23 protein-coding genes, 1 pseudogene and 2 riboswitches are annotated in these 25,056 nt (G+C 65.3%); of the genes and pseudogenes, 14 read left to right on the top strand and 10 right to left on the bottom strand.

Annotated elements, in window-relative coordinates:
- The first annotated feature begins 81 nt into the window (after positions 1 to 81).
- The 3 genes from RRX38_RS04600 to nfuA all read left to right on the top strand — a co-directional run bounded on the left by RRX38_RS04600 (position 82) and on the right by nfuA (position 4,256).
- On the top strand, positions 82 to 2,379 hold the full coding sequence (locus tag RRX38_RS04600; RefSeq protein ID WP_315961727.1) for a fatty acid cis/trans isomerase: 2,298 nt from the start codon (positions 82 to 84) through the stop codon (positions 2,377 to 2,379).
- 179 nt (positions 2,380 to 2,558) lie between these two features.
- Positions 2,559 to 3,593 (top strand): acyltransferase, encoded by a 1,035-nt coding sequence (locus RRX38_RS04595; protein ID WP_315961726.1) that lies wholly within the window; start codon positions 2,559 to 2,561, stop codon positions 3,591 to 3,593.
- A 69-nt stretch (positions 3,594 to 3,662) separates the two neighbouring features.
- Positions 3,663 to 4,256 (top strand): Fe-S biogenesis protein NfuA, encoded by a 594-nt coding sequence (gene nfuA / locus RRX38_RS04590; RefSeq protein WP_295474802.1) that lies wholly within the window; start codon positions 3,663 to 3,665, stop codon positions 4,254 to 4,256.
- Between the two features lie 68 nt (positions 4,257 to 4,324).
- Here nfuA and cobM read toward each other — a convergent pair whose 3' ends face one another.
- From cobM to RRX38_RS04570, 4 genes are all read right to left on the bottom strand, one after another.
- Positions 4,325 to 5,071, bottom strand: a complete 747-nt coding sequence (gene cobM / locus RRX38_RS04585) for a precorrin-4 C(11)-methyltransferase (RefSeq protein WP_315961725.1) — start codon at positions 5,069 to 5,071, stop codon at positions 4,325 to 4,327.
- Positions 5,072 to 5,147: 76 nt separating this feature from the next.
- On the bottom strand, positions 5,148 to 5,558 hold the full coding sequence (locus RRX38_RS04580; protein WP_315961724.1) for a cobalamin biosynthesis protein: 411 nt from the start codon (positions 5,556 to 5,558) through the stop codon (positions 5,148 to 5,150).
- Positions 5,542 to 6,240, bottom strand: a complete 699-nt coding sequence (locus tag RRX38_RS04575; protein ID WP_315961723.1) for a CbtA family protein — start codon at positions 6,238 to 6,240, stop codon at positions 5,542 to 5,544. Before RRX38_RS04575 ends, RRX38_RS04580 begins: the two co-directional genes overlap by 17 nt.
- Before the next feature lie 11 nt (positions 6,241 to 6,251).
- The gene (locus RRX38_RS04570) at positions 6,252 to 6,440 is read right to left on the bottom strand and encodes a CbtB domain-containing protein (protein WP_295474791.1); all 189 of its coding nucleotides are present in this window, start codon (positions 6,438 to 6,440) and stop codon (positions 6,252 to 6,254) included.
- Positions 6,441 to 6,532: 92 nt separating this feature from the next.
- Positions 6,533 to 6,749: riboswitch (cobalamin riboswitch) on the bottom strand.
- Positions 6,750 to 6,805: 56 nt separating this feature from the next.
- Positions 6,806 to 7,016: riboswitch (cobalamin riboswitch) on the top strand.
- 90 nt (positions 7,017 to 7,106) lie between these two features.
- Between RRX38_RS04570 and cobW the strand changes: the two genes are divergently transcribed.
- Genes cobW through RRX38_RS04550 form a run of 4 tightly spaced genes read left to right on the top strand, consistent with a single transcriptional unit; the run spans position 7,107 to position 13,651 of the window.
- Complete coding sequence (cobW, locus tag RRX38_RS04565; RefSeq protein ID WP_295474788.1) at positions 7,107 to 8,168, top strand: cobalamin biosynthesis protein CobW; 1,062 nt, start codon at positions 7,107 to 7,109, stop codon at positions 8,166 to 8,168.
- A gap of 3 nt (positions 8,169 to 8,171) precedes the next feature.
- The gene (gene cobN / locus RRX38_RS04560; RefSeq protein WP_315961722.1) at positions 8,172 to 11,936 is read left to right on the top strand and encodes a cobaltochelatase subunit CobN; all 3,765 of its coding nucleotides are present in this window, start codon (positions 8,172 to 8,174) and stop codon (positions 11,934 to 11,936) included.
- 3 nt (positions 11,937 to 11,939) lie between these two features.
- Complete coding sequence (locus RRX38_RS04555; RefSeq protein ID WP_315961721.1) at positions 11,940 to 12,980, top strand: ATP-binding protein; 1,041 nt, start codon at positions 11,940 to 11,942, stop codon at positions 12,978 to 12,980.
- Positions 12,981 to 13,033: 53 nt separating this feature from the next.
- Entirely contained in the window at positions 13,034 to 13,651 is a 618-nt protein-coding gene (locus RRX38_RS04550) for a vWA domain-containing protein (protein ID WP_315962635.1), read from the top strand.
- A 270-nt stretch (positions 13,652 to 13,921) separates the two neighbouring features.
- Here the strand turns inward: RRX38_RS04550 and RRX38_RS04545 are convergent, their stop codons facing one another.
- Positions 13,922 to 15,100 (bottom strand): AAA family ATPase, encoded by a 1,179-nt coding sequence (locus tag RRX38_RS04545; protein WP_315961720.1) that lies wholly within the window; start codon positions 15,098 to 15,100, stop codon positions 13,922 to 13,924.
- Between the two features lie 209 nt (positions 15,101 to 15,309).
- Positions 15,310 to 15,576 carry a hypothetical protein gene (locus tag RRX38_RS04540; RefSeq protein WP_295474776.1) on the bottom strand — a complete coding sequence of 89 codons (267 nt, stop codon included), beginning with the start codon at positions 15,574 to 15,576 and terminating at the stop codon, positions 15,310 to 15,312.
- Positions 15,577 to 15,963: 387 nt separating this feature from the next.
- On the opposite strand from RRX38_RS04540, the gene RRX38_RS04535 reads away from it, so the two are divergent.
- A complete protein-coding gene (locus tag RRX38_RS04535) occupies positions 15,964 to 17,289 on the top strand; it encodes a sigma-54 dependent transcriptional regulator (protein WP_295474773.1) in 1,326 nt (441 codons plus the stop codon).
- Here RRX38_RS04535 and RRX38_RS04530 read toward each other — a convergent pair.
- A complete protein-coding gene (locus RRX38_RS04530) occupies positions 17,277 to 17,825 on the bottom strand; it encodes an AAA family ATPase (protein WP_315961719.1) in 549 nt (182 codons plus the stop codon). The genes RRX38_RS04535 and RRX38_RS04530 overlap by 13 nt on opposite strands.
- On the bottom strand, positions 17,822 to 18,385 hold the full coding sequence (pnuC, locus tag RRX38_RS04525; RefSeq protein WP_315961718.1) for a nicotinamide riboside transporter PnuC: 564 nt from the start codon (positions 18,383 to 18,385) through the stop codon (positions 17,822 to 17,824). The genes RRX38_RS04530 and pnuC overlap by 4 nt, the downstream gene beginning before the upstream one ends.
- Positions 18,386 to 18,633: 248 nt before the next feature.
- On the opposite strand from pnuC, the gene RRX38_RS04520 reads away from it, so the two are divergent.
- Both RRX38_RS04520 and RRX38_RS04515 read left to right on the top strand, forming a co-directional pair.
- On the top strand, positions 18,634 to 19,464 hold the full coding sequence (locus tag RRX38_RS04520) for an undecaprenyl-diphosphate phosphatase (RefSeq protein WP_315961717.1): 831 nt from the start codon (positions 18,634 to 18,636) through the stop codon (positions 19,462 to 19,464).
- A gap of 38 nt (positions 19,465 to 19,502) precedes the next feature.
- Positions 19,503 to 19,883: a DUF1294 domain-containing protein gene (locus RRX38_RS04515; protein ID WP_295474762.1), complete on the top strand. Its 381-nt coding sequence runs from the start codon at positions 19,503 to 19,505 to the stop codon at positions 19,881 to 19,883.
- A gap of 131 nt (positions 19,884 to 20,014) precedes the next feature.
- On the opposite strand, the gene RRX38_RS04510 is transcribed toward RRX38_RS04515, so the two are convergent.
- Positions 20,015 to 20,359, bottom strand: a complete 345-nt coding sequence (locus RRX38_RS04510; protein WP_315961716.1) for an MmcQ/YjbR family DNA-binding protein — start codon at positions 20,357 to 20,359, stop codon at positions 20,015 to 20,017.
- 115 nt (positions 20,360 to 20,474) lie between these two features.
- On the opposite strand from RRX38_RS04510, the gene pcaD reads away from it, so the two are divergent.
- Together pcaD and RRX38_RS04500 are read left to right on the top strand one after the other, a co-directional pair.
- Entirely contained in the window at positions 20,475 to 21,266 is a 792-nt protein-coding gene (pcaD, locus tag RRX38_RS04505; RefSeq protein ID WP_315961715.1) for a 3-oxoadipate enol-lactonase, read from the top strand.
- Positions 21,267 to 21,338: 72 nt separating this feature from the next.
- Positions 21,339 to 21,599, top strand: a pseudogene (locus RRX38_RS04500) (LysR family transcriptional regulator); the annotation flags it as partial.
- Here RRX38_RS04500 and RRX38_RS04495 read toward each other — a convergent pair.
- Positions 21,599 to 22,651 (bottom strand): AraC family transcriptional regulator, encoded by a 1,053-nt coding sequence (locus tag RRX38_RS04495; RefSeq protein ID WP_315961714.1) that lies wholly within the window; start codon positions 22,649 to 22,651, stop codon positions 21,599 to 21,601. The pseudogene RRX38_RS04500 and the gene RRX38_RS04495 overlap by 1 nt on opposite strands.
- Before the next feature lie 293 nt (positions 22,652 to 22,944).
- On the opposite strand from RRX38_RS04495, the gene RRX38_RS04490 reads away from it, so the two are divergent.
- Both RRX38_RS04490 and RRX38_RS04485 read left to right on the top strand, forming a co-directional pair.
- The gene (locus tag RRX38_RS04490) at positions 22,945 to 24,186 is read left to right on the top strand and encodes a dienelactone hydrolase family protein (protein ID WP_315961713.1); all 1,242 of its coding nucleotides are present in this window, start codon (positions 22,945 to 22,947) and stop codon (positions 24,184 to 24,186) included.
- 2 nt (positions 24,187 to 24,188) lie between these two features.
- Positions 24,189 to 24,992 carry an SDR family oxidoreductase gene (locus RRX38_RS04485; RefSeq protein ID WP_315961712.1) on the top strand — a complete coding sequence of 268 codons (804 nt, stop codon included), beginning with the start codon at positions 24,189 to 24,191 and terminating at the stop codon, positions 24,990 to 24,992.
- Positions 24,993 to 25,056 lie beyond the last annotated feature (64 nt).

Here is a 25,056-nt window from a genome sequence, read left to right as displayed (position 1 = left end):
CTTTTTCATGAAAATCGCTCATGTTGGTGTCGCCCTGTCACTGTAAACTTGCGGCCATTTGGCCTGGGGAATTCACCGGATATGCCGTACCGTCTGCTGGCAAGCCTTGCCTTGTTGCTGTCTTGCTGCACGCTTCAGGCGGGCGATCTGCCCGTGCCTGTTTCTTACACCCGTGACATCCAGCCGATCCTCACCGAGAAGTGCGTGGCTTGCCATGCCTGCAACGACGCGCCCTGCCAGCTCAACCTCGGCAGCGCCGAGGGGCTGCTGCGCGGTGCCAACAAGGTGCCGGTTTACCAGGGCGAACGCACCCAGGCGGTGGACCCCACCCGGTTGTTCTACGATGCCAGCGGCCAGGCAGCCTGGCAGCGCAAGGGCTTCTACTCGGTGCTTGAAGCGCACGGCGGCCAGCCGGCTCTGCTGGGGCGCATGCTGGAGCTTGCGCAACAGAACCCGTTGCCGCCCAACAGCAAACTGCCCGATGACATCGTGCTGGGCATCAACCGCGAAAACCTTTGCCCATTGCCTGAAGAGTTCAACGGCTACGCCGCCGCGCATTCCACCCAGGGCATGCCGCTGGCGGTGAGTGGCCTGGATGCCGCCGAGTATCAGACGCTGCAGCGCTGGCTGGCGGCGGGGGCGCCGGTGGACCAGCAGGCGTTGCGGCCCAGTGCCACCGAGGCAGCGCAGATAGCCGAGTGGGAAGCCTTGCTCAACCGCCCGGGCGCCCGTGAGGTCCTGGTGGCGCGCTGGCTGTATGAGCACCTGTTTCTCGCGCATATCTATTTCGAAGGCGGCGAGACGGGGCATTTCTTCCAGTGGGTGCGTTCGCGCACCCCCAGTGGCCAGCCCGTGGACATCATCGCCACTCGGCGGCCCAACGACGATCCGGGTCGTGACCGGTTCTTCTATCGCCTGGTGCCGGTACAGGGCGTCATCGTTCACAAGACCCACATCACCTATGCCATGGGGCCGAACAAGCTCAAGCGCGTGCAGCAGCTGTTCTATGGCAACGACTGGCAGGCCCAGGCGGTCCCGGGTTACGGTCCCGGTCACCGGGCCAACCCCTTCCTGACCTTCGAGGCGATTCCGGCACGGGCGCGCTATCAGTTCATGCTCGACAACGCCGAGTACTTCGTGCGCAGCTTCATCCGTGGCCCGGTGTGCCGAGGGCAGATCGCCACCGATGTGATTCGCGACCATTTCTGGGTGCTGTTCCAGGACCCCTCCAGCGACCTGTACCTCACCGACGCGCGTTACCAGGGTCAGGCCACGCCGCTGCTGGCCATGCCGGGGCAGAATGACGACGTGGGCAGCGTGCTGGGCCTGTGGCTGGCCTACAAAGACCGCCGCAACGCCTACGAAGACCTGCGTCGTGACCATTACGCCAAGGCGCCGCCCGCCGATTGGCCGACCCTGTGGACCGGCAACGACAATGCCTTGCTCACCGTTTTCCGCCATTTCGACAGCGCCACGGTGAACAAGGGCCTGATCGGCGACGTGCCCAAATCCACCTGGCTGTTCGACTACCCGCTGCTGGAACGCACCTATTACCAGTTGGTGGTCAATTTCGACGTGTACGGCAATATCGCCCACCAGGCACAGACCCGCCTGTATTTCGACCTGATCCGCAATGGCGCGGAGATCAACTTCATGCGCTTGATGCCGGCCGACCGTCGCGAAGACCTGCTCGGCGACCTGTACCAGGACTCCGGCAAGATCAAGATGTGGCTGGATTACCAGAGCATCGACGACGACACGCCAAGCCGCCTGCGCCTGGACGAAAAGCGCACGCTGCGCGATTTTGCCGGGCAGCTGCTGCGCCGCGTCGGGCCGCTGAACGTCGCGCCAGACCCGATCAACCGTTGCCCGACCGATGGCCGCTGCGCCAGGCCCGGCCTGCCCGCGCAGATCAGTCAGGCCGAGCAGGCGCTCAGTCGCCTGGCGTCGCGTCCGGCTTCGCGGTTGAAGGTGATTGAGTGGCTGCCTGAGGCGACCATGCTGCGTGTCGAAGACAGCGGCGGCCATCGTGAAATCTACAGCGTGCTGCGCAACCGTGCGCACAGCAACGTGGCGTTCCTGCTCGGCGAGTCGTATCGCTATTTGCCCAAGCACGACACCCTGACCGTCTATCCCGGTGTGCTGAGCAGTTACCCGAACTTCATGTTCAACGTGCCAGCTGGCGAGGTGCCAGCGTTCGTCCAGGCCACGGAGCAGGTCACCGACCAGCCAGGCTTCGAGAAACTGGTCGAGCGCTGGGGCGTGCGACGCACCCATCCGCAGTTCTGGAAAATGTTCCACGACCTGAACCGCTACGTTCAGGAACACGAACCGGTCGAAGCCGGTGTGCTGGACATGAATCGCTACGAAAACCTCTGAAAACCGGGGCTTTCCGGGCTGCAGGCCTTGTGGTGTATGGCCTGCAGCCATTATTGCGAACCTGAACGAAGCGCTTTTTCTCTGATCTTTTACGCCTGGGTACGGTCCCTATAGGGCGTGCTTGCACCAGCGTGGTGCGGGCGATCATTGAGAGAACAGCGAGCACAAGAGGTTCAGGAATGCTGATTTCGGTTCAGGCCCTGCGGGCAATCGCCGCATGGGTCGTGGTGTGCCATCACTTCATGCAGATCTTCTTCGACTTCAAGGCCAGCGGGCCGATCGGCGAATTCTTCGTTTCCAGAGGCGCGGTCGGCGTCGATATCTTTTTCGTCATCAGTGGGCTGGTGATCTACCTCTCCACCTGCAAGCGCGACATCCCCGCCAGTCAGTTCATCGCCCATCGTCTGTTCCGTATCGTGCCTGCCTACTGGCTGTACACCCTGGCCATGGGGTTGCTGTTACTGTGGGCCGCGCCCTGGCTGCCGCACCAGGTGATCGGCTGGCAGAACTTCATTCTCTCGCTGTTCTTCCTGCCCTCGGAGAACCCTGGCGGCTATGGCCTGTACCCGACGCTGAATGTCGGCTGGACGCTCAACTACGAGATGTTCTTCTACCTGCTGTTCTCCCTGGTGTTTCTCTTCGAGCGACGCGTGCGCCCGCTGATCATTACCGTGGCGCTGCTGGCAGTTACCGAGCTGCTGGCGCGCAAGATGCTCAGCGGTTCGCTGCCCGGCCGCTTCTACGGCAACGACATCGTCTATGAATTCCTCCTGGGTATCGGTATCGGCATGGCTCACCAGCGCGGCTGGATTCGCGAGGCGCTGTGGTTGCCGCTGGCCGGCCTGGCACTTGGGGTGATGCTGATTCTGCAACTCGATAACAGCCAGCGCCTGCTGCACTGGGGCCTGCCCAGCGCACTGATCGTGCTGTGCTGCGTGTCTCTGGAGCCGCTGTTTCGCGGCAGCGAGCTACTCAAGAAGCTTGGCGATTGCTCGTATTCGGTGTACCTGCTGCACGTACTGGTGCTGTATGGCGGTCTGCTGCTGGCGCAGCGCTACAGCCTCAACCCGTATCTGGTGTTCGCCTTCTGCGTGCCGATCATCGCCGGGGGTGCCTGGCTGAGCTACGAATGGATCGAGAAGGGTCTGTACCAGCGCATGAAGGCCTGGCTGGACACTCGTCGCACGGCGCGTCAGGCGGTAGCACTTTCCTGACCTAAATACTAGGTTTTGTGCGACGCCTGCGATTGGCGTAAACTGCCGCCACGTCTGCGAGGAATATTCATGACCGCCATAACCATTACCGATGCTGCCCACGATTACCTGGCCGACCTGCTGGAAAAGCAGAACACCCCAGGTATCGGCATCCGTATCTTCATCACCCAGCCGGGTACCCAGTACGCCGAAACCTGCATCGCCTACTGCAAGCCCGGCGAAGAGAAGCCGGACGACAAGGCCGTGGGCCTCAAGCGCTTCACTGCCTGGATCGACGGTTTCAGCGAGGCCTTCCTGGAAGATGCCATCGTCGACTACGCCACCGACCGCATGGGTGGCCAGCTGACCATCAAGGCCCCCAACGCCAAGGTGCCGATGGTCAGCGCCGACAGTCCGATCAACGAGCGCATCAACTACTACCTGCAAACCGAGATCAACCCCGGTCTGGCCAGTCATGGCGGCCAGGTCAGCCTGATCGACGTGGTGGAAGAGGGCGAGCAGAACATTGCCGTGCTGCAGTTCGGCGGCGGTTGCCAGGGCTGCGGACAGGCCGACGTGACCCTCAAGGAAGGCATCGAGCGCACCCTACTGGAGCGCATTCCCGAGTTGCACGGTGTGCGTGACGTCACCGACCACAGCCAGAAAGAGAACGCCTACTACTGATCGCGTGGTGTTCGCCTTCGCCAGTCCCAACAGCGAGCCCGGTACCTGAGTACCGGGCTCGCGGCGTTTCAGGGGCGGAAAAGGTGGGCGTGGCTGGCGCGATACAGCGCCGAGTCGGCGAAATTGTCCGCTGCCAGCACCCGCCCGACCAGAATCAGGGCCGTGCGTCTGAAGCCCTTGGCCTGCACCTGGACCTCGATGTCCGCCAGGGTCCCGCGCACCCAGTCCTGGTCTGGCCAGCTGGCGCGATGCACCACCGCCACCGGGCAGTCCTGGCCATAATGCGGCAGCAATTCTTCGACGATGCGCCCAAGGTTCTTCACCCCCAGGTGAATGGCCAGGGTCGCGCCATGCCGCGCCAGATCACCTAACGCTTCGCCGGCCGGCATCGGCGAGCTGTCGGCGTAGCGGGTGAGTATCACCGTCTGGGCGACGTCTGGCAGGGTCAGTTCAGTCTCCAGCAGCGCCGCGCAGGCGGCCGTGGCGGTGACCCCGGGAATGATCTCGAAGGGGATGCCCAGCTCGCGCAGGTGGCGGATCTGCTCGCCGATTGCGCCATACAGGCTTGGGTCGCCGGAGTGGACCCGGGCGACATCCTGGCCTTGTGCATGAGCAGATTTCATCAGCGCGATGATCTGCTCCAGGTGCAGCCCTGCGCTATCGACCACCTGCACGGCGCTGTGGCCCTCCAGGACCGCGGACGGCACCAGCGAGCCGGCGTAGATGAGCACCGGGCACTGTTGGATCAGCCGTTGGCCCTTGACGGTGATCAGGTCCGGATCGCCGGGCCCGGCGCCGATGAAATAGACAGTCACGCTTCACTCCACGAAAAAACAGGAAAACCCTTGGCAGCGAGCAGGCTCGTGCCATGCCAGGCGTCATTGGAGGGCATCAGCCAGCACTTGCCAAGGCGAATGTCGCCTGGCGGCTCTTGCGGTAGGGGATCAGCAGCCGTGCTGTGCCAGCGTTCAGCTGAGCGGCCAGGGCCAGTGCCGCGCTTTCGGCCACCCCGTGGCAGCCGGTGTGCTTGAACGCCAATGCCGAACGATGGCTCAGCTGTGCGTCGAAGGGCTGCAACTGCGCGGCAGTGAAAAACACCAGCGGCAGGCCCAGCTCGGCAGCCAGGGCATGCAGGCCCGGTGTGTCGCGGCGTCGTTCGATGCAGGCCAGGCCGCCGACCTGCGCCAGGCTCAGGCCCTGTTCGGCCAGGCTGGCGTCGATCAGCGCGCGTAGCGCCTCGGCGCTGCACTCGGCCTGGCAACCCAGGCCGATGGCCAACTGGCTTTTATTGCTCGCCGACATGGGCGCGGCGGAACAGCCAGGCAGTCAGGGCTCCCAGTGCAACCCAGAACACTGCGTTGGTCAGCAGCGAGGCGACGATGAACTGGCTTTCCAGTGCTTCAGGGGCCAGGCTGGCATGGGCCGTGGGTTGCGGCGCGCCGATCACGTGCGGACCCAGCAGCCAGGCGGCGCCCAGCAGTTTCAGCCACAGCCCGCGACCGAATACCAGCAGTGCCAGCCCGGCGGCGGTGGCGGCCGCCGTGGAGATCCACCAGGTCTGGCGCTGTCCCAGTTCGGCGGCGGCAGTGCCGGGCAGCTCCGGGGGCAGGCCGAGCGTCGGCGCCAGGACGAACACCGCGAAACCCGCCAACCCCCACAGCAGGCCTTGCCGCGTGCTGCCCGGCATACGTAGGGAATACAGGCCGACGAGCATCAGTGCGAAGCCCACCGCCACCACCAGATTGCCTGCCGCGGTCGACAGCACGCGCTGCCAGCCGTCCTGTGGCGCCCAGGCTTCTTCGTCATGCTCGTGGCTGTGGGCGGCGCTGCCCTCGGCGTGCTCGTGGGCCTGGGCGGCAGGCGCGCTTTCGTAGGTCTCGGCCTGGAGAATCAGCGGGCTGACCCACAGGCTCTGTACCAGGGTCAGCAGCAGGGCCGCCAACAGGCCGCTGAAACCAGCGGTTTGCAGGATTCGCTTGAACATCGGCTGGATTCTCAGTGGCAGGGGAAGGCCGCGCTGTGGCGGGTATCGTGAGCGGCGTTGTGTACGGCGTCGATGTGCGAGAAGCCGGCGAAATACACCAGGCATGCGCCCAGCAGGATGGCGCTGGTGGCGGCGACCAGGCGCTGGCCGAGGGGGATGGCGGTGGTCCGGGTAGCGGGGCTGCTGCTCAGGGTGGTCATGGGGCTTGCCTCGTACAAAAGGGGCAGGCCATGCGCAGACGCACCGCCGGGCACGCCCGGCAGGCAGCGAATGCACCCGCCCACCGCAGGTCATCGAAAGGTTCGTGGCGGGCCGGTCTCCGGGCTGGCGAGGGGCGCCAGGGCGCCGTGACAAAGGCCGCCTTCCCATGCCAACGGCACAGTGGATAGGCCTTTCGCTCGCTTACCGTTGCGGGGGCAGCACCGGACTTTGCGACGCGCGGACAGCAGCGGCGCAGCACCGGTTTCCCGTTTCACCCCGCGAGGGGCACCCGTAACAAGGTGTGTAGCAGAGCATGGTCGTGCCGGGGCGTCAATCTCGACGTTGACCTGCCGCTGGGCACTGCGTAGCCTTGCGCCTTTGAGGTTGCCTGCGCGAGCGGGCTGAAAATGGGAATGCGGGCCCCGCCAGGGCACAAGCCGCAGCTGCCCCCGCAACTGTAAGCGGTCATGTTCGGTGCCACGCCACTGCCAGCGCGGGAAGGCGCACCGAATGCCCGGGCCCGACGGCCGGGCTCGCCGCAAGCCAGGAGACCTGCCTCGAAGCATTCACACTCAAACCGGGCGGGGTGATCCGGTGGCGAATCCGGTCGTGCATCGTGCGCGGTCGGCGTCCCGTCTGCCCGCCGAACCGCCAAAGGGCACTCGATGAAATCACTGGCCAAGCTTCCCGTCACCATCGTCACCGGCTTCCTCGGCTCGGGCAAGACCACCCTGCTGCGGCACATGCTCGACAACGCCGAAGGCCGGCGCATCGCGGTGATCGTCAACGAATTCGGCGAACTGGGCATCGACGGCGAAATCCTCAAGCAATGCACCATCGGCTGCACCGAAGAGGAGGCCAGCGGGCGTGTCTACGAGCTGGCCAACGGTTGCCTGTGCTGCACCGTGCAGGAAGAGTTCTTCCCGGTGATGCGCGAGCTGGTGGCGCGGCGTGGCGACCTCGATCACATCCTCATCGAAACCAGCGGCCTGGCCTTGCCAAAGCCCCTGGTACAGGCCTTCCAGTGGCCGGAAATCCGCAACGCCTGCACCGTCGATGCGGTGATCACCGTGGTCGACAGCCCCGCCGTCAAGGCCGGCACCTTCGCCGCCTACCCAGACCAGGTCGATGCGCAGCGCAAGCTGGACCCGAACCTCGACCACGAATCGCCGCTGCACGAGCTGTTCGCCGACCAACTGGCCAGCGCCGACCTGGTGATCCTCAACAAGGCCGACATGATCGACGCCGAAGGCCTGGCCGCAGTGCGTGCCGAAGTCGCCGAGGAACTGCCGCCAGCTGTCAAGGTGGTGGAAGCCAGCAGCGGCCGCCTGCCGCTGAATGTGCTGCTTGGCGTGGGCGCCGAGTCTGAAGTGCACATCGACGGGCGCAAGACGCACCACGACAGCCATCATGAAGGTGAAGACGATGACCACGACCACGACGCCTTCGACTCCATTTCCATTCAGCTGCCCGAAGCCCAGGAAAGCGTGCTGCTCGAAGCCCTGAACCGCCTGGTGGTCGAGCACGGCATCCTGCGTGTGAAGGGTTTCGCAGCGATTCCCGGCAAGCCGATGCGCCTGCTGATCCAGGGTGTAGGCACTCGCTTCGACAAGCACTTCGACCGCGCCTGGCGCAGCGATGAGCCGCGTGCCACCCAGCTGGTGCTGATCGGCCAGGACCTGGACGCCGCGCAACTCCAGGCACGCCTGCACGCCGCGCTGGCCTGACCGATGCACCTGTTGAGGACCCAGCCCGGCGGTTTCGTGCCGGACGACAGCATCGCCGACCTCGGGCAGAGCCCCGCCGAGCTGGTGATTCTCTGCAGTGGCGACTCCAGCCTGGCGCTGCTCGCCGAAGCCGCCCAGCGCCTGCCGGATGACTACCCCAGCCTGCGTCTGGCCAACCCGATGCAGGTGCAGAACCACGCCTCGGTGGACTTGTATGTCGAAGAGGTGTTGCAGCATGCGCGGCTGATCCTGCTGTCCCTGCACGGCGGCATTGGCTACTGGCGCTATGGCGTGCAGCGCCTGATGGAGCTGGCCGAGCGTGGCGTGCAGGTGATCCTGGTGCCCGGCGACGACCGCCCGGACCCGGAGCTGTCCGAGCTGAGCAGCGTACCGGCCGCCGAGCGTGACCGGCTGTGGCAGTTCCTGCGCCAGGGCGGCCTGGATAACGCGCTGAATCTGTTCAACTGCATCGCCAGCCGCTGGCTGGGCGTCGAGTACCCTTGGGACGAACCCTGCGCCTTGCCGCGTACGGCGATCTACCACCCCCGGCACGGCACCGCCACCCTGGCCGACTGGCAAGCCGACTGGAGCACTGACGCACCGGTCGCCGGCCTGCTGTTCTACCGCTCGCACCTGCAGGCGGCCAATACCGCGTTCATCGATGTGTTCTGCCAGCGCCTGCAGGCCCAGGGCCTCAATCCACTGCCCATTGCGGTGGCCAGCCTCAAGGAGCCCGGCTGTCTGCAGGTGGTGGAAGACCTCTTCGACACAGCGGGGGTGGCGCTGATACTCAACACCACCGGTTTCGCCCAGTCGACGCCGGAGGCGCCGCACCTGCGGCCGTTCCGTCGCGATGTACCGGTCATCCAGGCGATCTGCGCCCAGGACAACGAGCCGGGCTGGCAGGCCAGCGACCTGGGCCTGGGCGCCCGCGACCTGGCCATGCACATTGCCCTGCCGGAACTGGACGGGCGCATCATCAGCCGGCCGATCAGCTTCAAGGACCTGGCCTGGCGCAGCGAGCGCAGCCAGTCCGACGTGGTCTGCTACCGCGCCCAGCCCGAGCGCATGGACTTCGTCGCCCAGCTGGCGCGACGCTGGATAGAACTGGCGCGGCGCGCCAATCCGGACAAACGCGTGGCGTTGATTCTCGCCAACTACCCGACCCGCGATGGGCGCATCGGCAACGGCGTGGGGCTTGATACCCCGGGTGCCGCCCTGAACATCCTGCGTGCCCTGCAGGCTCAGGGCTACCCGGTAGAGGACCTGCCGGACAGCGGCAGCGCGCTGATCCAGCGCTTGCTGGGCGGCGTCACCAATGACCTCGACAGCGTCGACCTGCGGCCCTGCCAACAGAGCCTGGCCCTGAAGGACTACCGACAGGCCTTCGCTGCGCTGCCCGCGGCCAGCCGTGACGCGGTGTTGCAACGCTGGGGCGCGCCCGAGGCGGACCCGATGTTCCGCAGTGGGCGCATGATGGTCGCCGGCATCCGCCTGGGCCTGACCTTCGTCGGCATCCAGCCGGCGCGCGGTTACCAGGTCGACCCCAGTGCGGTGTATCACGACCCGGACCTGGTGCCGCCGCACGGCTACCTGGCGTTCTACTTCTGGCTGCGCCAGGTGTACGGCGCCCACGCGCTGGTGCATGTGGGCAAGCATGGCAATCTGGAATGGCTGCCGGGCAAGGGCGTGGGCCTGTCGGCCAGTTGCTGGCCGGACGCGATTCTCGGGCCGCTGCCGAACATCTATCCGTTCATCGTCAACGACCCGGGCGAGGGCGCCCAGGCCAAGCGGCGTACCCAGGCGGTGATCATCGACCACCTGATGCCACCGCTGACCCGTGCCGAAACCTACGGCCCGCTGCGCGACCTGGAGCTGCTGGCCGACGAATACTACGAGGCGCAACTGCTCGACCCGCGCCGTGCCCAGGAACTGCAACGGCAGATTCTCCAGCGTGTGCGCGAAACCCATCTGGACCAGGAGCTGGGCCTGGACGCCGCAACCAATGCCGAGCAGGACGCCGCTACCTGGCTGCCGCGTCTGGACACCTACCTCTGCGACCTCAAGGAGTCGCAGATTCGCGATGGCCTGCATGTGTTCGGCGAGTCACCGGCCGGGCGCCTGCGCATCGACACCTTGCTGGCGCTGCTGCGCATTCCTCGTGGCGACGGGCGTGGTGCGCATTCCAGCCTGTTGCGCGCCCTGGCCAAGGCTTTCGCGCTGGGGTTCGATCCGCTGGACTGCGCCTTGGGAGAGCCCTGTGGCGAACAGCGCCCGGCGGCGCTGCAGGCGGTCAGCGATGCGCCGTGGCGGACCCTGGGCGACAGTCGCGAGCGTCTGGAGCTGTATGCCGCACAGCTGATCGAGCGGGTGCTGGCGGGTGAGTCGCTGCACGCGCTGCCGGTTCATGACGATCTGCAGGCGATTCTCGAACATTTGCGCCAGCGGGTCGCGCCATGCCTGGACGCCTGCGGGCCGGCGGAAATGCAAGGCCTGCTCGACGCCCTGGCCGGTCGCTTCGTGCCAGCCGGTCCCAGTGGTGCGCCAAGCCGCGGCCGGCTTGACGTGTTGCCCACCGGGCGCAACTTCTTCAGCGTCGATGTGCGCAACCTGCCGACCCCCACGGCCTGGCGCATCGGTTTCCAGTCGGCCAGCCTGCTGCTGGAGCGTCACCTGCAAGACCATGGCGATCACCTGCGCCAGTTGGGCCTGTCGGTGTGGGGCACCGCGACCATGCGCACCGGCGGCGACGACATCGCCCAGGCCATGGCGCTGATGGGGGTGCGCCCCGTATGGGCCACCGGCAGCCAGCGCGTCGACGACTTCGAGATTCTGCCGTTGAGCCTGCTCGACCGTCCGCGCGTGGATGTGACCCTGCGCGTCTCGGGCTTCTTCCGCGATGCCTTCGCCAGCCTCATCAAGTTGTTCGACGCCGCCGTGCAGGCGGTCGCCGGGCTGGACGAGCCGGATGACCTCAACCCGCTGGCAGCCCGGGTGCGTGAAGAGCGCCAGGCACTGCAAGCCAGCGGCGTGAGCGAAGAACAGGCGCGGCGCCAGGCCGGGTGGAGGGTCTTCGGTGCCAAGCCGGGGGCCTATGGCGCCGGCGTACAGGGCGCGGTCGATGGGCGCCTGTGGCACAGCCGTGAGGACCTTGCCGAGGTCTACCTCAACTGGGGCGGCTACGCCTATGGCGGCAGCGATGAAGGCACGCCGGCACGCCAGGAATTCGCGCAGCGGCTGTCCAGGGTGCAGGCGGTGCTGCAGAACCAGGACAACCGCGAACATGACCTGCTCGATTCCAACGACTACTACCAGTTTCAGGGGGGCATGCTGGCAGCGGCCGATACCCTGGCAGGCCGCCAGACGGCCAGTTATCACGGCGACCACAGCCAGCCTGACCTGCCGAAGATCCGCACCCTGAAGGAAGAACTCAACCGCGTGGTGCGATCGCGGGCGGCCAACCCCAAGTGGATCGAGGGCGTGAAACGCCACGGTTACAAAGGCGCCTTCGAGATGGCGGCGACCGTGGATTTCCTGTTCGGTTTCGACGCCACCACCGAATTGATCGACGACCATCAGTACGCTTTGCTGGCCGACGCCTACCTGCTGGATGACGCCACCCGTGAATTCATTCGCCAGCACAACCCCGATGCCTTGCGTGACATGACCGAGCGCCTGCTCGAAGCCCAGCAGCGCGGGCTGTGGCAGGCACCGGGCGACTACCGCGAGGCGCTGGAAAACCTGCTGCTGGACATAGAAGAGAACTGAGACGTGCCTAATACCACCCCTAGTCTTGCCGCCGACGCACAGCCGCATTTTCCGCTGGCCGCGGTGGTGGGCGCCGAGCCGCTGAAGCTGGCGCTGTGCCTGAATGCCATCGACCCCCGAATTGGCGGGGTGCTGATCGAGGGGCCGCGGGGCATGGCCAAGTCGACCCTGGCCCGCGGCCTGGCGGACCTGCTCGCCGACGGCCCGTTCGTGACTCTGCCGCTCGGCGCCAGTGAGGAACGCCTGGTGGGCACGCTGGACCTTGATGCCGCGCTGGGCGAGGGCAGGGTGCGGTTCTCGCCAGGGGTGCTGGCCAAGGCCGATGGCGGGGTGCTGTATGTCGATGAAGTCAATCTGCTGGCCGACCATCTGGTCGACCTGTTGCTGGACGTCGCTGCCAGCGGCACCAACCTGGTCGAGCGCGACGGCATTTCCCATCGGCACCCGGCACGCTTCATCCTGATTGGCACCATGAACCCGGAGGAGGGCGAACTGCGGCCGCAGTTGCTCGACCGCTTTGGCCTGAATGTCGCGCTGGACGGGCAGCCCGAACCCGCCGAGCGTGGCCTGATCATTCGCCGCCGCCTGCAATTCGACGCCGATCCTGCGGGTTTCTGCGCGCAGTGGCGCGAGGCGCAGCAAGCCCTGCAACAGCGCTGCGAGCAGGCCCGCCAGCGTCTGGTGCGCATCGAGCTGGACGAGCACAGCCTGGAGCGAATCAACCAGCGCTGCTTCGCCGCGGGTGTCGATGGCCTGCGCGCCGATCTGGTCTGGCTGCGCGCGGCGCGCGCGCATGCAGCCTGGCGCGGCGCCGAGGCGATCAGCGAGGAAGATATCGACGCGGTGGCCGAGTTCGCCTTGCGTCATCGTCGCCGTAATACCACCCCTAATCAGAGCGCGGAAAATTCCCCACCTACCGCGCCAGACGCCGGTAATCAAGGCGCAGGGCAGGATTCAGGCCACGGCAACTGGGGTGAGCTGCCGGCGCAGCCGGTGCCAGGCGCTGCGCGTCGGCAGGTGCCGACCTGGCCAAAAAAGCCGTAGGCATCCGCTCCCATTCGGCCAGGGCAGCGGATGCCAACCCCAGGTCTGGCAAGCTGGCCGGCGGCCGCTTGGGCGCTGCGCGGGCCGGCCGCGATGGGCCGGTCGCCTGGGTGCCCACCTTGTTGCGCGGGCGACCGCGGCGGGCGATCGATCTGGTGCGCCAGCCACGCAGTCAGCGCCCCAGGGAAGTGTGGCTGGTGATTGTCGACGCCTCAGCCTCGACCCGACGCAACCAGGGGCTTAGCCTGGCCAAAGGCGTGCTTGCGCAGGCCTTCGATGATGCCTATCGGCGTCGCGCGCGACTGGCGCTGCTCACCGCCAGCGGCCAGGAACCGCGTTGGCAGTACCAGGGACTCAAGGCATCACGGGCCCTGCAAGGTTGGCTGGCGCAATTGGGGGCCGGTGGCGGCACTCCGCTGGAGGCGGCGTTACAGCTGGGGGCGCAATGGCTGGAACACCGCCGTCGGCGTCACCCTTCGGAACAGCAGCGCCTGCTGCTGCTCACCGACGGGCGCCTGGCGCGCCTGCCGACGTTGCCTGCACTGAACTGCGCCGGTGTGCTGATCGACCTGGAAAACGGCCCGATCCGCCTGGGCCGCGCCAGAGCGCTGGCTGAGGGGCTGGCGCTTGACTATTGCCATGTGCAGGCACTGCCAACGTTGCCAGCTTGAGAGCGGTGGGCATTCAGCCTGCAGGCGAAACTGATTGTTAGAGCGAGAGAGCGGGGTCAGCCGCAAAGCGATCGCATGTTCACAAAAGATGCAGTGAGATTCCTGGCGCTTTCGCGGCTAAAGCCAGTACTGGTCAATTAGGCCGGGTAGGAGCGGCTTCAGCCGCGAAGCGACCGCCTGCTCACAGCAGATGCAGTGATTCTCCTGGCGCTTTTGCGGCTAAAGCCGCTCCCACCGGGCCACATGCCGCTTAAGCGAACAGTATTGGGCCTAGTCCGGCCAGCGCCAGGCAGGTCCGTCCAACAAACCCTGTTGGCCTTGCACGCGGGTCTGGCCCAGTTGCTTTTCCAGAATCAGGCTGACGCATTCGGGACTGCGTTCAAGGGCTGCCACCAGACGGCTGGAATGCGATACCACCCACACCTGGCCATGGTGGGCAGCCTGGATAATCAGCCGTGCCAGTGCCGGCAGCAGATCGGGGTGCAGGCTGCTTTCCGGCTCGTTGAGCACCATCAGCGTCGGTGGGCGAGGGGTGAGCAGGGCGGCGACCAGCAGTAGATAACGTAAGGTGCCGTCCGACAGTTCGCTGACCGCCAGCGGCCGGAGCATGCCCGGTTGCTGCAGGGCCAGGAGAAACAGCCCGTCGCGCACGCTGATCTGCATCCGCGAGCCGGGAAAGGCATCATCGATCGCCGCGTCCAGGGCGGTGGGGTCGCCAATTTCACGGATGGTCTGCAGCGCGGCCGCCAGGTCCCGGCCGCTGTGGTGCAAGACTGGCGTGCGGGTGCCGACCTGTGGCTGGCGCGCCGGGGCGGCTGCGTCGGTTCGGAAGTGATCATAGAAGCGCCAGTTGCGCAGGCTGTTGCGCAGGGTCTGGATTTCCGGGCAATCGACGGCTCCACCGGTATCGAACAGGCTGTAGAAGTCTGGCAGTTGGGTGGTCAGAGTGCGCCATTGCCTGGCGTCACGCATGCGCACGGCGGCGCCTTTGCGCTCTACCAGCACCGAGGCCGGCCGATACACCGGTCCCGCCCAAATCATCTCGCGCTTGATCTGCGGGTCGCGGCTGAACAGCGAGGGGCGGTCGAAGGCCTCGCCAGAATTGGACTCTGGCAGTCCGAGGCTCAGTGCATAGCTGAAGTCTTCGCCAGCGAACCCCAGGCGCATGCGCTGCGGGCGGCTGCGCTGCAGACCCTGCACTGGGGCTTCACCCTCCAGGATGGCGCGGGAGAACTTCTCCGGCCCGGCCCAGAAACACGAATCCAGTCCACCTTCCTGAGCGATGCTTTGCACCACGCCATCGTGCGCGGTATCCGCTAACAGGCGCAGGGCCCGGTACAGGTTCGACTTGCCGCTGCCATTGGCGCCGGTGACCACTGTCAGGCGTCCCAGGGCCAGCTCCAAGCTGTGCAGTGAGCGGTAGTTTTCGATGGCAAGTGTGTGCAGCACGGGGTCTGGCTCCCTTGGCGACCAAAGGCCGCCCCCGACAATGGAGCGGCTGATGGCAAAGAGCGCAGGGTAAGGCAGGGGAAAGAAAACCTGCAAAGATATTGTTTCAGAAAGTTGCTCGTGGGCACTTTAAAGCCCGCGAAAGTGACATCACGTTAATAACGAAATGCCACTTTGCATCCGCAGAGAAAGAGTCTCTTAGTTTGACCTCAGGCGGGCATGGTCCAAGGCTGAAGTGTGTAACCCTCGCGGCTTAGTTCTTCGCGCGCTTCGCGCAAGGCACGAGCCAAACGCACAGGGTCGGAGTAAGTTCCGCGTGGAAGTTGCCGGCGGCCGATACGTGCGCTGAAGCGGTCGAACACGCTGAGGCTCACTTCGCCGTTGCCATCCTGTGGGGCCCAGGCCACGCACTTGAAGGGATGGAAGGCCTGGTCAGCAATCAGCAGTGCATCGTTGAAGCGCAGTGGGGCATTCATGGTCAATTCCTCAAAATAGCCCAATCAGTCCAGTGCAGACTCGTCGGCGGGCTCACCGTCCGGCTGCTTATTGGTGTTGAAGCTCGCGCCGCGACGCAAGTCACACATTGAACGAATTATTTTCAGGCTTTTTACATTTATCGCCGATGTCGTAAATCCACCATCTTTTTAATTCGTGTCGTGTGACTCCTTTATTGACCTCTTGTTCAATATCGACCCCACCGTTCGTCGAGCCTGGCAGGTAAATAAGCTTCGGTTATGAGCCTTAGATGCAAACGATACAAGGCTGTGTCAATTTTTTGCTAACGTAACATCCAGTGGACTCAACACACTGTTTATAAAGCCTTTTCGTCAATTTCATCGACGCCGTGCGCCAAGGAACCTCTCATGACCGAACCGGCCCCATCGCGACGTCTGTTGATCGTGGACCCCTGTGATGATTGCCAGCAATTGATTCCGGTGCTGGAGGCCGCGGGCTGGGCCGTCGACAGCCGCTCGCTGGAGTCGGCGCTCGATCAGGCCTGCGACATCGGCCTGATCCGCCTGTTGCCTTATCACTTCGAGCACCCCGAAGTCGTGCGCGAACTCATTACCCGAAGCAAGACCCAATGGATTGCCGTGCTGACCCCCGAGGACCTGCGCCGGGAAAAGATCGGCGATTTCGTCTGCGAATGGTTTTTCGACTTCCATACCCTGCCGTTCGACGTGGCGCGCATGCAGGTGACGCTCGGACGCGCTTATGGCATGGCGCGCCTGCGGGCCCAGGGCAGTGTTCAGTCCTCTGTCGGCGAGCACGAAATGCTCGGCGAAAGCCGGCCGATCAGAGAGCTGCGCCGGTTGCTCAGCAAACTGGCGCCCACCGAATCGCCGGTGCTCATTCGTGGCGAGCGCGGCACCGGCAAGGAGCTGGTGGCGCGGACCCTGCACAGCCAGTCGCAGCGCCGGAACCAGCCATTCATTGCCGTGCATTGCGGGGCCATGGCTGAGCACCTGGTGCATGCCGAGTTGTTCGGCCATGAGAAGGGCGCCTTCAACGGTGCCCAGGAGCGCAAGATCGGCAAGATCGAGGCGGCCGATGGCGGCACGCTGTTTCTCGACGAAATCGGTGATCTGCCGCTGGAGGCTCAGGGCCAATTACTGCGTGTCCTGCAGGACCGACAGATCGAGCGGATCGGCGGCAGCGAACCGGTCGCCGTGGATGTGCGGGTCATCGCCGCCACCCATGTCGACCTGGAGGCGGCAATTCGCAAGAAGCGCTTTCGCGAAGACCTGTATTACCGGCTCAACGTCCTGCAAGTCGGTACCGCGCCGCTAAGGGAACGGCACGGAGACCTGGCGATGCTGGCCAACCACTTCGCGCACTTCTACAGCCAGGAAACCGGGCGGCGGGCACGTAACTTCAGCCAGGATGCGTTGATCGCCATGGGCAAGCATGACTGGCCCGGCAACGTCCGTGAACTGGCCAATCGGGTCAGGCGCGGGCTGGTGCTGGCCGAGGGGCGGCAGATCGAGGCCGCTGACCTGGGCCTGCTGGGCGAAGAGGAGATGGCCAGCAGCATGGGCACACTGGACGAATACAAGTCGCGGGCCGAGCGGCAAGCGCTATGCGATGTGCTGACCCGGCACAGCGACAACCTCAGTGTGGCGGCCAAGGTGCTGGGCATTTCCCGGCCGACCTTCTACCGCCTGTTGCACAAGCATCAGATCCGCTGAGGTTCAGGCTGTTCAGCATCCAGCAACGTGCTCACGCAGCGCAGCGCGGTGTCGCGCCGCTGAGCCCAGTCACCCTCGATGACCTGGAACGCTTGGCGATGCAGCAGCAGCCACTGGCGGCTCGCCTCGAAAAACGCTTGGCGGTCGGCCATTTCGGGCTGGCAGCGCTGACCGTCGTCGCACCACGGCACGCCTTCGGGGCTGAGCAGCAGGTGCAGGTCGTAGCGCCGGTTGAGCAGTGCGGGTTCGATCCACGCCGGGCAATCGTGGAACAGGGTACGGCTCCAGAGGATATTGCTCAGCAGATGGGTGTCGAGAATCAGCAGTTCCGGATTACCGCTGCGGGCGCTGTCTTCCCAGGCCAGTTGCCCTTCGGCGATGGGGGTGATGTCGGAAAACCGCGTGTCGCGGCCTTCACGGTCGATGAAATGGCGTACGTATTCACCGACTTGGATACCGCCGAAACAGCGCTGTATCTCTTCGGCCAGCCAGCTCTTGCCGCTGGATTCCGGCCCGGCGAGCACCAGCACCTTCATTGCGCAGGTGCCAGGGTGGCGCGCCACTCCCGCCAGCCCTGGATGGCCAGCAGAGTGAACAGCGCATACAGCGCTGCAGTCAGGTACAGGGCCTTGTAGACGAACAGGCCGACGAAAATCACATCGAGAACGATCCATAGGGGCCAGCATTGCAGACGTTTCTGCGCCATCCAGAACTGCGCGACCAGGCTGAAACCGGTCAGCGCGGCGTCCAGCCAGGGTTGTGCGGCATCGGTGAAGTGCGCCATGCCGGCGCCCAGCGCCACACTGAGCACCGCGCCGGCAGCCAGGCCAGTGAACACCGCGCCGGCGTTCAGCGCGGTGACCGCGCGCACTGGCAGGCCGTGCCCGTGGCGGGTCCATTGCAGCCAGCCGTATACCTGCAGCACGGCGTAGACCAGTTGCAGAAGCATGTCGGAGTAGAGCTTCACGTCGAAGAAGATCCAGCTGTAGATCAGCACCATGACCAGACCGATCGGCCAGCACAGTGGGTTCTGGCGGACAGTCAGCCACACCGCGAGCACACCCAGGGCGGCAGCGAACAGTTCGATGGGGGACATGGAGGCTCCTTGGCAGGGATGGGTCTGGGTGGCCGGCGATTGTAAGCGCTTGGCGCGCCTGGGGGGAGTGCGGATTGGCCTTGCTGCCAAGGAAACTCAGACAGCCAGCCGACAGGCGCGCTGCGGCGGCGTCTGCTAGGATTTGCGCGCTTCGCGGGGAGAAGGGCAAGGTTGTACGGCTCCAGCGCAATGTTTACCAATCACAAGACTGACTGGCGCGCTGCAAGGTCGCGCCTCATGGGGGAAAGATGGATGTATGGGCCGCTGTCCAGGCGATGATTCTGGGCATCGTGGAAGGTTTGACCGAATTCATACCGGTCTCGAGCACCGGGCACCAGATCATCGTCGCCGACCTGATCGGCTTCGGTGGTGAGCGAGCCATGGCGTTCAACATCATCATCCAGCTGGGTGCCATTCTTGCGGTGGTGTGGGAGTTTCGCGCAAAGATCTTCGAGGTGGTGCTGGGCCTGCCCAGCCAGCGGCGTGCACAACGCTTCACCGTCAACCTGCTGCTGGCCTTCCTGCCGGCGGTGGTGCTGGGTGTGCTGTTTTCCGATCTGATCCACCACTACCTGTTCAATCCCATCACCGTCGCCGTCGCCCTGGTGGTCGGTGGCATCATCATGCTCTGGGCCGAACGCCGCGAGCATGTGATCCGTGTCGAGCATGTCGATGAGATGCGCTGGAGCGACGCTTTGAAGGTGGGCTGCGCCCAGTGCCTGGCGATGATTCCCGGCACCTCGCGCTCCGGCTCGACCATCATCGGCGGCCTGTTGTTCGGCCTGTCACGCAAGGCCGCCACCGAGTTCTCGTTCTTCCTGGCCATGCCGACCATGGTCGGTGCAGCGGTGTACTCCGGCTACAAGTACCGCCACCTGTTCCAGCCCGATGACTTCGCCGTGTTCGCCGTCGGCTTTGTGGTGTCGTTCGTGTTCGCCATGATTGCGGTGCGAGGCCTGTTGAAGTTCATCGCCACCCACAGCTATGCGCTGTTCGCCTGGTATCGCATCGCTTTCGGCCTGCTGATCCTTGCCACCTGGCTGTTCGGCTGGGTCGACTGGTCGACGGCTCAGGCTTGAGGGCGAGCACCCGCAGCGTCGCTGCCTCGCGGCCGCCCATGCGTGCGCCGCGCCTCAAGCTGCTGGTGTGGCTGGCCCTGTGCGCCCTGCCGGTGCTGGGGGCGGCCAGCCTGTGGCGCGTGCAGGGCCTGTGGCCGGTGGCCCTGGCCTACCTGTGCATGAGCCTGCTGGCCCTATGGCTCTACCGGCATGACAAGCGCCAGGCCGGGCAAGGTGGCCAGCGTACCCCGGAGAGGCGGCTGCACCTGGTGGAGGCGCTGGGTGGCTGGCCTGGCGCCTTGCTGGCCCAGCAGCTGTATCGTCACAAGACTCGCAAACTCAGTTACCAGGCACTGTTCTGGCTGATCGTCATCGTGCATCAGGCGGTCTGGGTCGATTGGCTGCTGCTGGACAGACGCTTCTCAGGCCTGCTGCTGTAGAGACCTGCCCCTGGCGCCGGCAGAAGCGCCTTCAGCCACCAAGCTCCTTCATGCTCACAACAGCTGCAGCGAGTTTCCTGGTCCTTGCGCGGCGAGAGCCGCTTCTACCGAGCCAGTAGAAGCCCATGCGTTCAAACCAGCAGGCCGATTTGCTGGCGTTTGGGCAGTTTGCTCACCACCAGCTGGTGCGAGCGGGTCAGCAGGTCGCGCAGTTCCTGGTCGCCCAGGGCGTCCATGCGGGTCAGGCTGATCCAGTGCGCCCGGGCCAGGTAAGGTGCCGGGCGTATGCCGGGACGGTCGACATAGCCGAGAAACAGCTCGGCGGCCACCTTGAACGACACGCCGTCTCCGGCCAGGTCCATGGTCGCGAACATCTTGTTGCCCGCCACCGAGAACACCCGCACGCCACCCCATTTGTAATCCTCGCGTGCACCGGGCAGTTGCAGGCAAAAGGCAGCGATGGTTTCGCGTCGCATAGGGCGAATCTCCGGGGCAAAGGTGTTCGATAGTCGCACGGTTAATCGAGCGGCGGATTGTCTCACGCTTTGCCAGACCTTAGTGTGCAGGCTTTCCCCGACACAGGAGCCGCGAATGTCCAGCGTGCCTCTCGCCGATGGCGAACTGAACTACCTGCTCGAAGGCCCGACCGACAAGCCGGTGCTGGTGCTGTCCAACTCCCTGGGTACCGACCTGCACATGTGGGACGCCCAGATACCGGCCTTTACCGAGCATTTCCGGGTACTGCGCTACGACACCCGTGGCCATGGCCGCTCGCTGGTCAGCGAAGGGCCCTACAGCATCGAGCAGAATGCCCGCGACGTGCTGGCGCTGTTGGATGCCCTGGACATTGCCAAGGCGTCGTTCTGCGGTCTGTCGATGGGTGGCCTGATCGGTCAGTGGTTGGCGATCCATGCGCCGCAGCGTCTGGAACGCGTGGTGCTGTGCAACACCGCGGCGAAGATCGGTAGCCCCGAGGTGTGGAACCCGCGCATCGAAACCGTGCTGCGCGATGGCCAGGCCGCCATGCTCGCCCTGCGCGATGCATCCATCGCCCGTTGGTTCACTCCGGCCTTTGCCGAACGTGCGCCCGCTCAGGTAGAGCCCATCGTCGGCATGCTTGCGCAGACGTCCCCACAGGGCTACGCGGCCAACTGCGCAGCGGTCCGCGATGCCGATTTTCGCGAGCAGATCGCCTCGATCCAGCTGCCGGTGCTGGTGGTGTGCGGCACCGAAGACGCGGTGACCACCCCCGAGCACGGGCGTTTCATGGTCGAGCGCATCGCCAATGCCCGTCAGGTCGACCTGCACGCCGCGCACCTGTCCAACGTCGAGGCCGGCGCCGCTTTTACCCAGCCGGTACTGGACTTCCTTACCGCCCGCTGACCGTAGCGGGCCTGCCCGTGAAGGCGGGCCCGCTGGCATGCTGGCCACCTCGCTCGATCCGTAGGTGGCCCGGTGTTCGATCTCAACGACCTCTATTACTTCGTCCAGGTGGTGGATTGCCAGGGCATCACCCCCGCCGCCCGCAAGCTGGGCATCCCCACATCGAGGCTCAGCTGCCGTGTCAGTGGCCTTGAGGTCGAACCCATCGATACCGCCTTGCGCGTGCATTTTCCGCCACTGGAAGACGACGGCCTGCTGGTCAAGGTGCTTGGACGCAGCGCCCAGACCCTGGTGGCCCGCCCGCAACTGGTAGGCGTCTGGCACGCCCGGGCTCAGCGTGCCGCCTGGGTAGACGCCAAGGCAGCGGCGCGAAAACGCAGGGTCCGCGAGGGCAGTTCGCCATAGCGCTTGCGATACTCCTGGGAAAATCGCCCCAGGTGGGCAAAGCCCCATTTCAGCGCCACGTCGGTCACTGACGCGCCAGGGTTGGCGCACAGTTCCTCATGCACATGCGCCAGGCGCACATCGCGCAGGTAGGCCATCGGGCTGGTGCCGGTGAACTCGCGAAAGCCGGCGAACAGGGTGCGTACGCTCACCTCGGCGTACTCGGCCAGCTGTTCGACGCTGAGCGGTTCGTTGGCGTGGGCCTGGATGTACTCTTCGGTGCGCTTGACGAACCACGGCGAGACCTTGCGCCGGTCTGCGGCGGCATCCAGATGGCGCAGGTTGTTTGGCTGGCCGTAGATCAGGGCGTTGAACAGCGTCGACTCGAACTGCTTAAGCACCAGCGGCTGCTGGATCGGGTGCATTTCGCAGCTCAGCGCGTCGACCAGCGTGCTCAGCAGCTGCAGGATGTAATGGCCGCCGGGGTTGTCCAGTTGCACGGCGGCGGCGAAACGCAATGGGTTGTCCAGAGCATGCCCCAGATGCTGGCGGCAATGCTGCTCCAGGTCGGCGCGCTCCAGGCGCAGGGTCAGTTGTGGGGCATCGGCGGCCCAACGCATCTGCACCGGGGCGTCCGGGGAGATCAGCGAGGCACAGGCTGACGAAGAAGTGAACGTCTGGCCGTCGCAGTCGATCTCGGCGCTGCCGCGAATCGGCATCTGCAGCAGAAAGAAGTCTTCCAGCCGTCCGGGATCGATCAGCACCGCTGCACCGTACTCCAGGCGCGACAGCGACAGGCTGCCACGCCGCAGGTGGTGCATCGAGGCACTGATGGCCTGCGAGCCGCGCGCCGAGCGCAGTTCGTGGGCTTTGAAGACGCCGCTGACCTTGTGCCGGATGCTTTCCGCATCGTTGAGCAGGAACAGGCGGTTTTCGGGAGTGAACAGCCGGGTCTGGGCAAAGCAGTCGCTGCCGGCCGGCAGGCGGTTTTCGACGTTCATGTTCTACCTCGCGCACGCACGGTTTGCGAGCAGAGTGCGCCGTCCTGTTACCCGACTTTCGCACTATCCGGATAGCGTTCGCAGTCTGCGGATAGTGGGGCGCCTCTGCTGTTTCTTATGACCCCTGCAAGGGGGCTTTCCTGTAGAGCTAGCAATCGCTGCGCCAGTTTTCGAAAAAAACGCGATAGCCAGATTCATGCACGGATCGGACAACCCTGCACTGAGCGGATAGTGAGCGGGCGCCAGGCGCCGCAAGAATGTTTCCAACTTCCCAGCAGGATGGAGACATGCTCATGAAAGGTCGCTATATCCCGGTCACCGCCGCCTCGGGCGAACAGTTCCAGGCCTACCTGGCCACCGCCGTCGGCGGGCAGGGGCCTGGGGTGGTGCTTTGCCAGGAGATCTTCGGGGTCAACCCGGCGATGCGCGAGGTGGCCGACTACCTCGCTGAAGAAGGCTATACGGTGCTGGTGCCGGACCTGTACTGGCGCCAGGCACCGGGTATCGAGCTGGGCTATACCGAGGCCGATTTCGCCAAGGCCTTCACGCTGTACCAGGCCTACGATGAGAACCTGGGCGTGGCCGACATCGCCAGCAGCCTGGCGGCCCTGACCGGCCTGGCCGAGTGCGCGCCGGGAGGCAAGGGCGTGGTGGGTTACTGCCTGGGTGGCAAGCTGGCCTACCTGGCTGCCTGCCGTCTGCCTGAAGTGGCGTGCGCGGTGGGCTACTACGGTGTAGGCATCGAGAATGCCCTGCAAGAACTGGAAGGGCTGCAGGGCCGGCGCCTGGTGCTGCATCTGGCCGGTAACGACCAGTTCTGCCCACCCGAGGCCCAGGCCGCCATCGAACGCGCCGCGCAGCAGGCGCCGGGCCTGACCACGCATGTCTATCCCGGCGTGGACCATGCCTTTGCGCGGCCTGCCGGCCATCACTACGACAAGGCCGCTGCGCAGATCGCCCATGAACGCAGTGTCGCGGCGCTGCGCCTGAGCATCGGCCCCGACTATGACCTGTCTGCGCTGTGGGAAGAGCACATTCGCCATGAGTTCGACACCCGCGACGTACCCGCCACCATGGCGACCATGGTCGCCGAACCCTACGTCAATCACATTCCGACCATGACCGGCGGCGTCGGCCATGCTCAACTCAGCCGCTTCTACCAGCACCACTTCGTGCACGGCAACCCGGCCGACATGGCTTTGACGCCGATCTCGCGCACCGTGGGGCAAACCCAGATCGTCGATGAATTCATCATGACCTTCACCCACGACAGCGTCATCGACTGGCTGCTGCCCGGCGTGCCGCCCACGGGGCGCAAGGTCGAGATCCCCATGCTGGGGGTGGTGCGTTTCCGCGGGCCGAAGCTGTGCCATGAACACATCTACTGGGACCAGGCCAGTGTGCTGGTGCAGATTGGCTTGCTCGATCCGACCGGGTTGCCGGTGGCCGGCCGCGAGACGGCCGACAAGCTGCGCGACGAAAGCCTGCCGTCCAACACCCTGATGCCCAACTGGGCCGACAGTGCGGGGGCCTGAGCATGAGCGCGTTCATCAATGACAAGGCCCTGCACGGCAAGCTCGCGCTGGTCAGCGGCGGCGCCACGCTGATCGGCATGGCCGTAGCCAGTGGCCTGATCGCCGCCGGCGCCCGTGTAGTGCTGCTGGACATCGACGCCAAGGCGGGCGAAGAGGCCGCCAGGCTGCTTGGCTCCCAGGCCAGCTTCGAAGCGCTGGACATCACCCGTGACGAGCAACTGGCCGCCGTGTTGCAGCGCATTCGCGGGCAATTCGGGCCAGTCGATCTGCTGATCAACCTGGCCTGTACCTACCTGGACGATGGCTTCGCCTCGTCGCGGGAAGACTGGTTGCGCGCCCTGGACGTCAATCTGGTGTCGGCCGTGGCGCTGGCCCAGGCGCTGCACGACGACCTCAGGCAGCGCCGCGGAGCCATCGTCAATTTCACCTCGATTTCCGCTGGCTGCGCGCAGACCGGGCGCTGGATCTATCCGGTGTCCAAGGCGGCCATCGCCCAACTGACTCGCAGCATGGCCATGGACCTGGCCCCGGACGGCATTCGGGTCAACTCGGTGTCGCCGGGCTGGACCTGGTCGCGGGTGATCGCCGAGGCCAGCGGTGGCGACCGCGGCCGCGCTGACCGGGTAGCCGCCGATTACCACCTGCTGGGGCGCCTGGGCGAGCCGCAGGAAGTGGCCAACGTGGTGACCTTCCTGTGTTCGCCGGCGGCCAGCTTCGTCACCGGCGCCGACTATGCCGTCGACGGTGGCTATTCGGTGATGGGGCCGGAGCAGAACCGACCGGCGATTCCCCGCCTGGCCGATTGAAGCACCTGCCGCCTCAACCTCTCGGCGCCACCGCTGCGCCGATCCTTCGATCCAATGGAGAATA

This window comes from Pseudomonas sp. DTU_2021_1001937_2_SI_NGA_ILE_001, assembly GCF_032463525.1.
Classification (GTDB): domain Bacteria; phylum Pseudomonadota; class Gammaproteobacteria; order Pseudomonadales; family Pseudomonadaceae; genus Aquipseudomonas.
The sequence above is the reverse complement of the archived record's forward strand: the minus strand, read 5'-3'. Positions and strand labels throughout refer to the sequence as shown.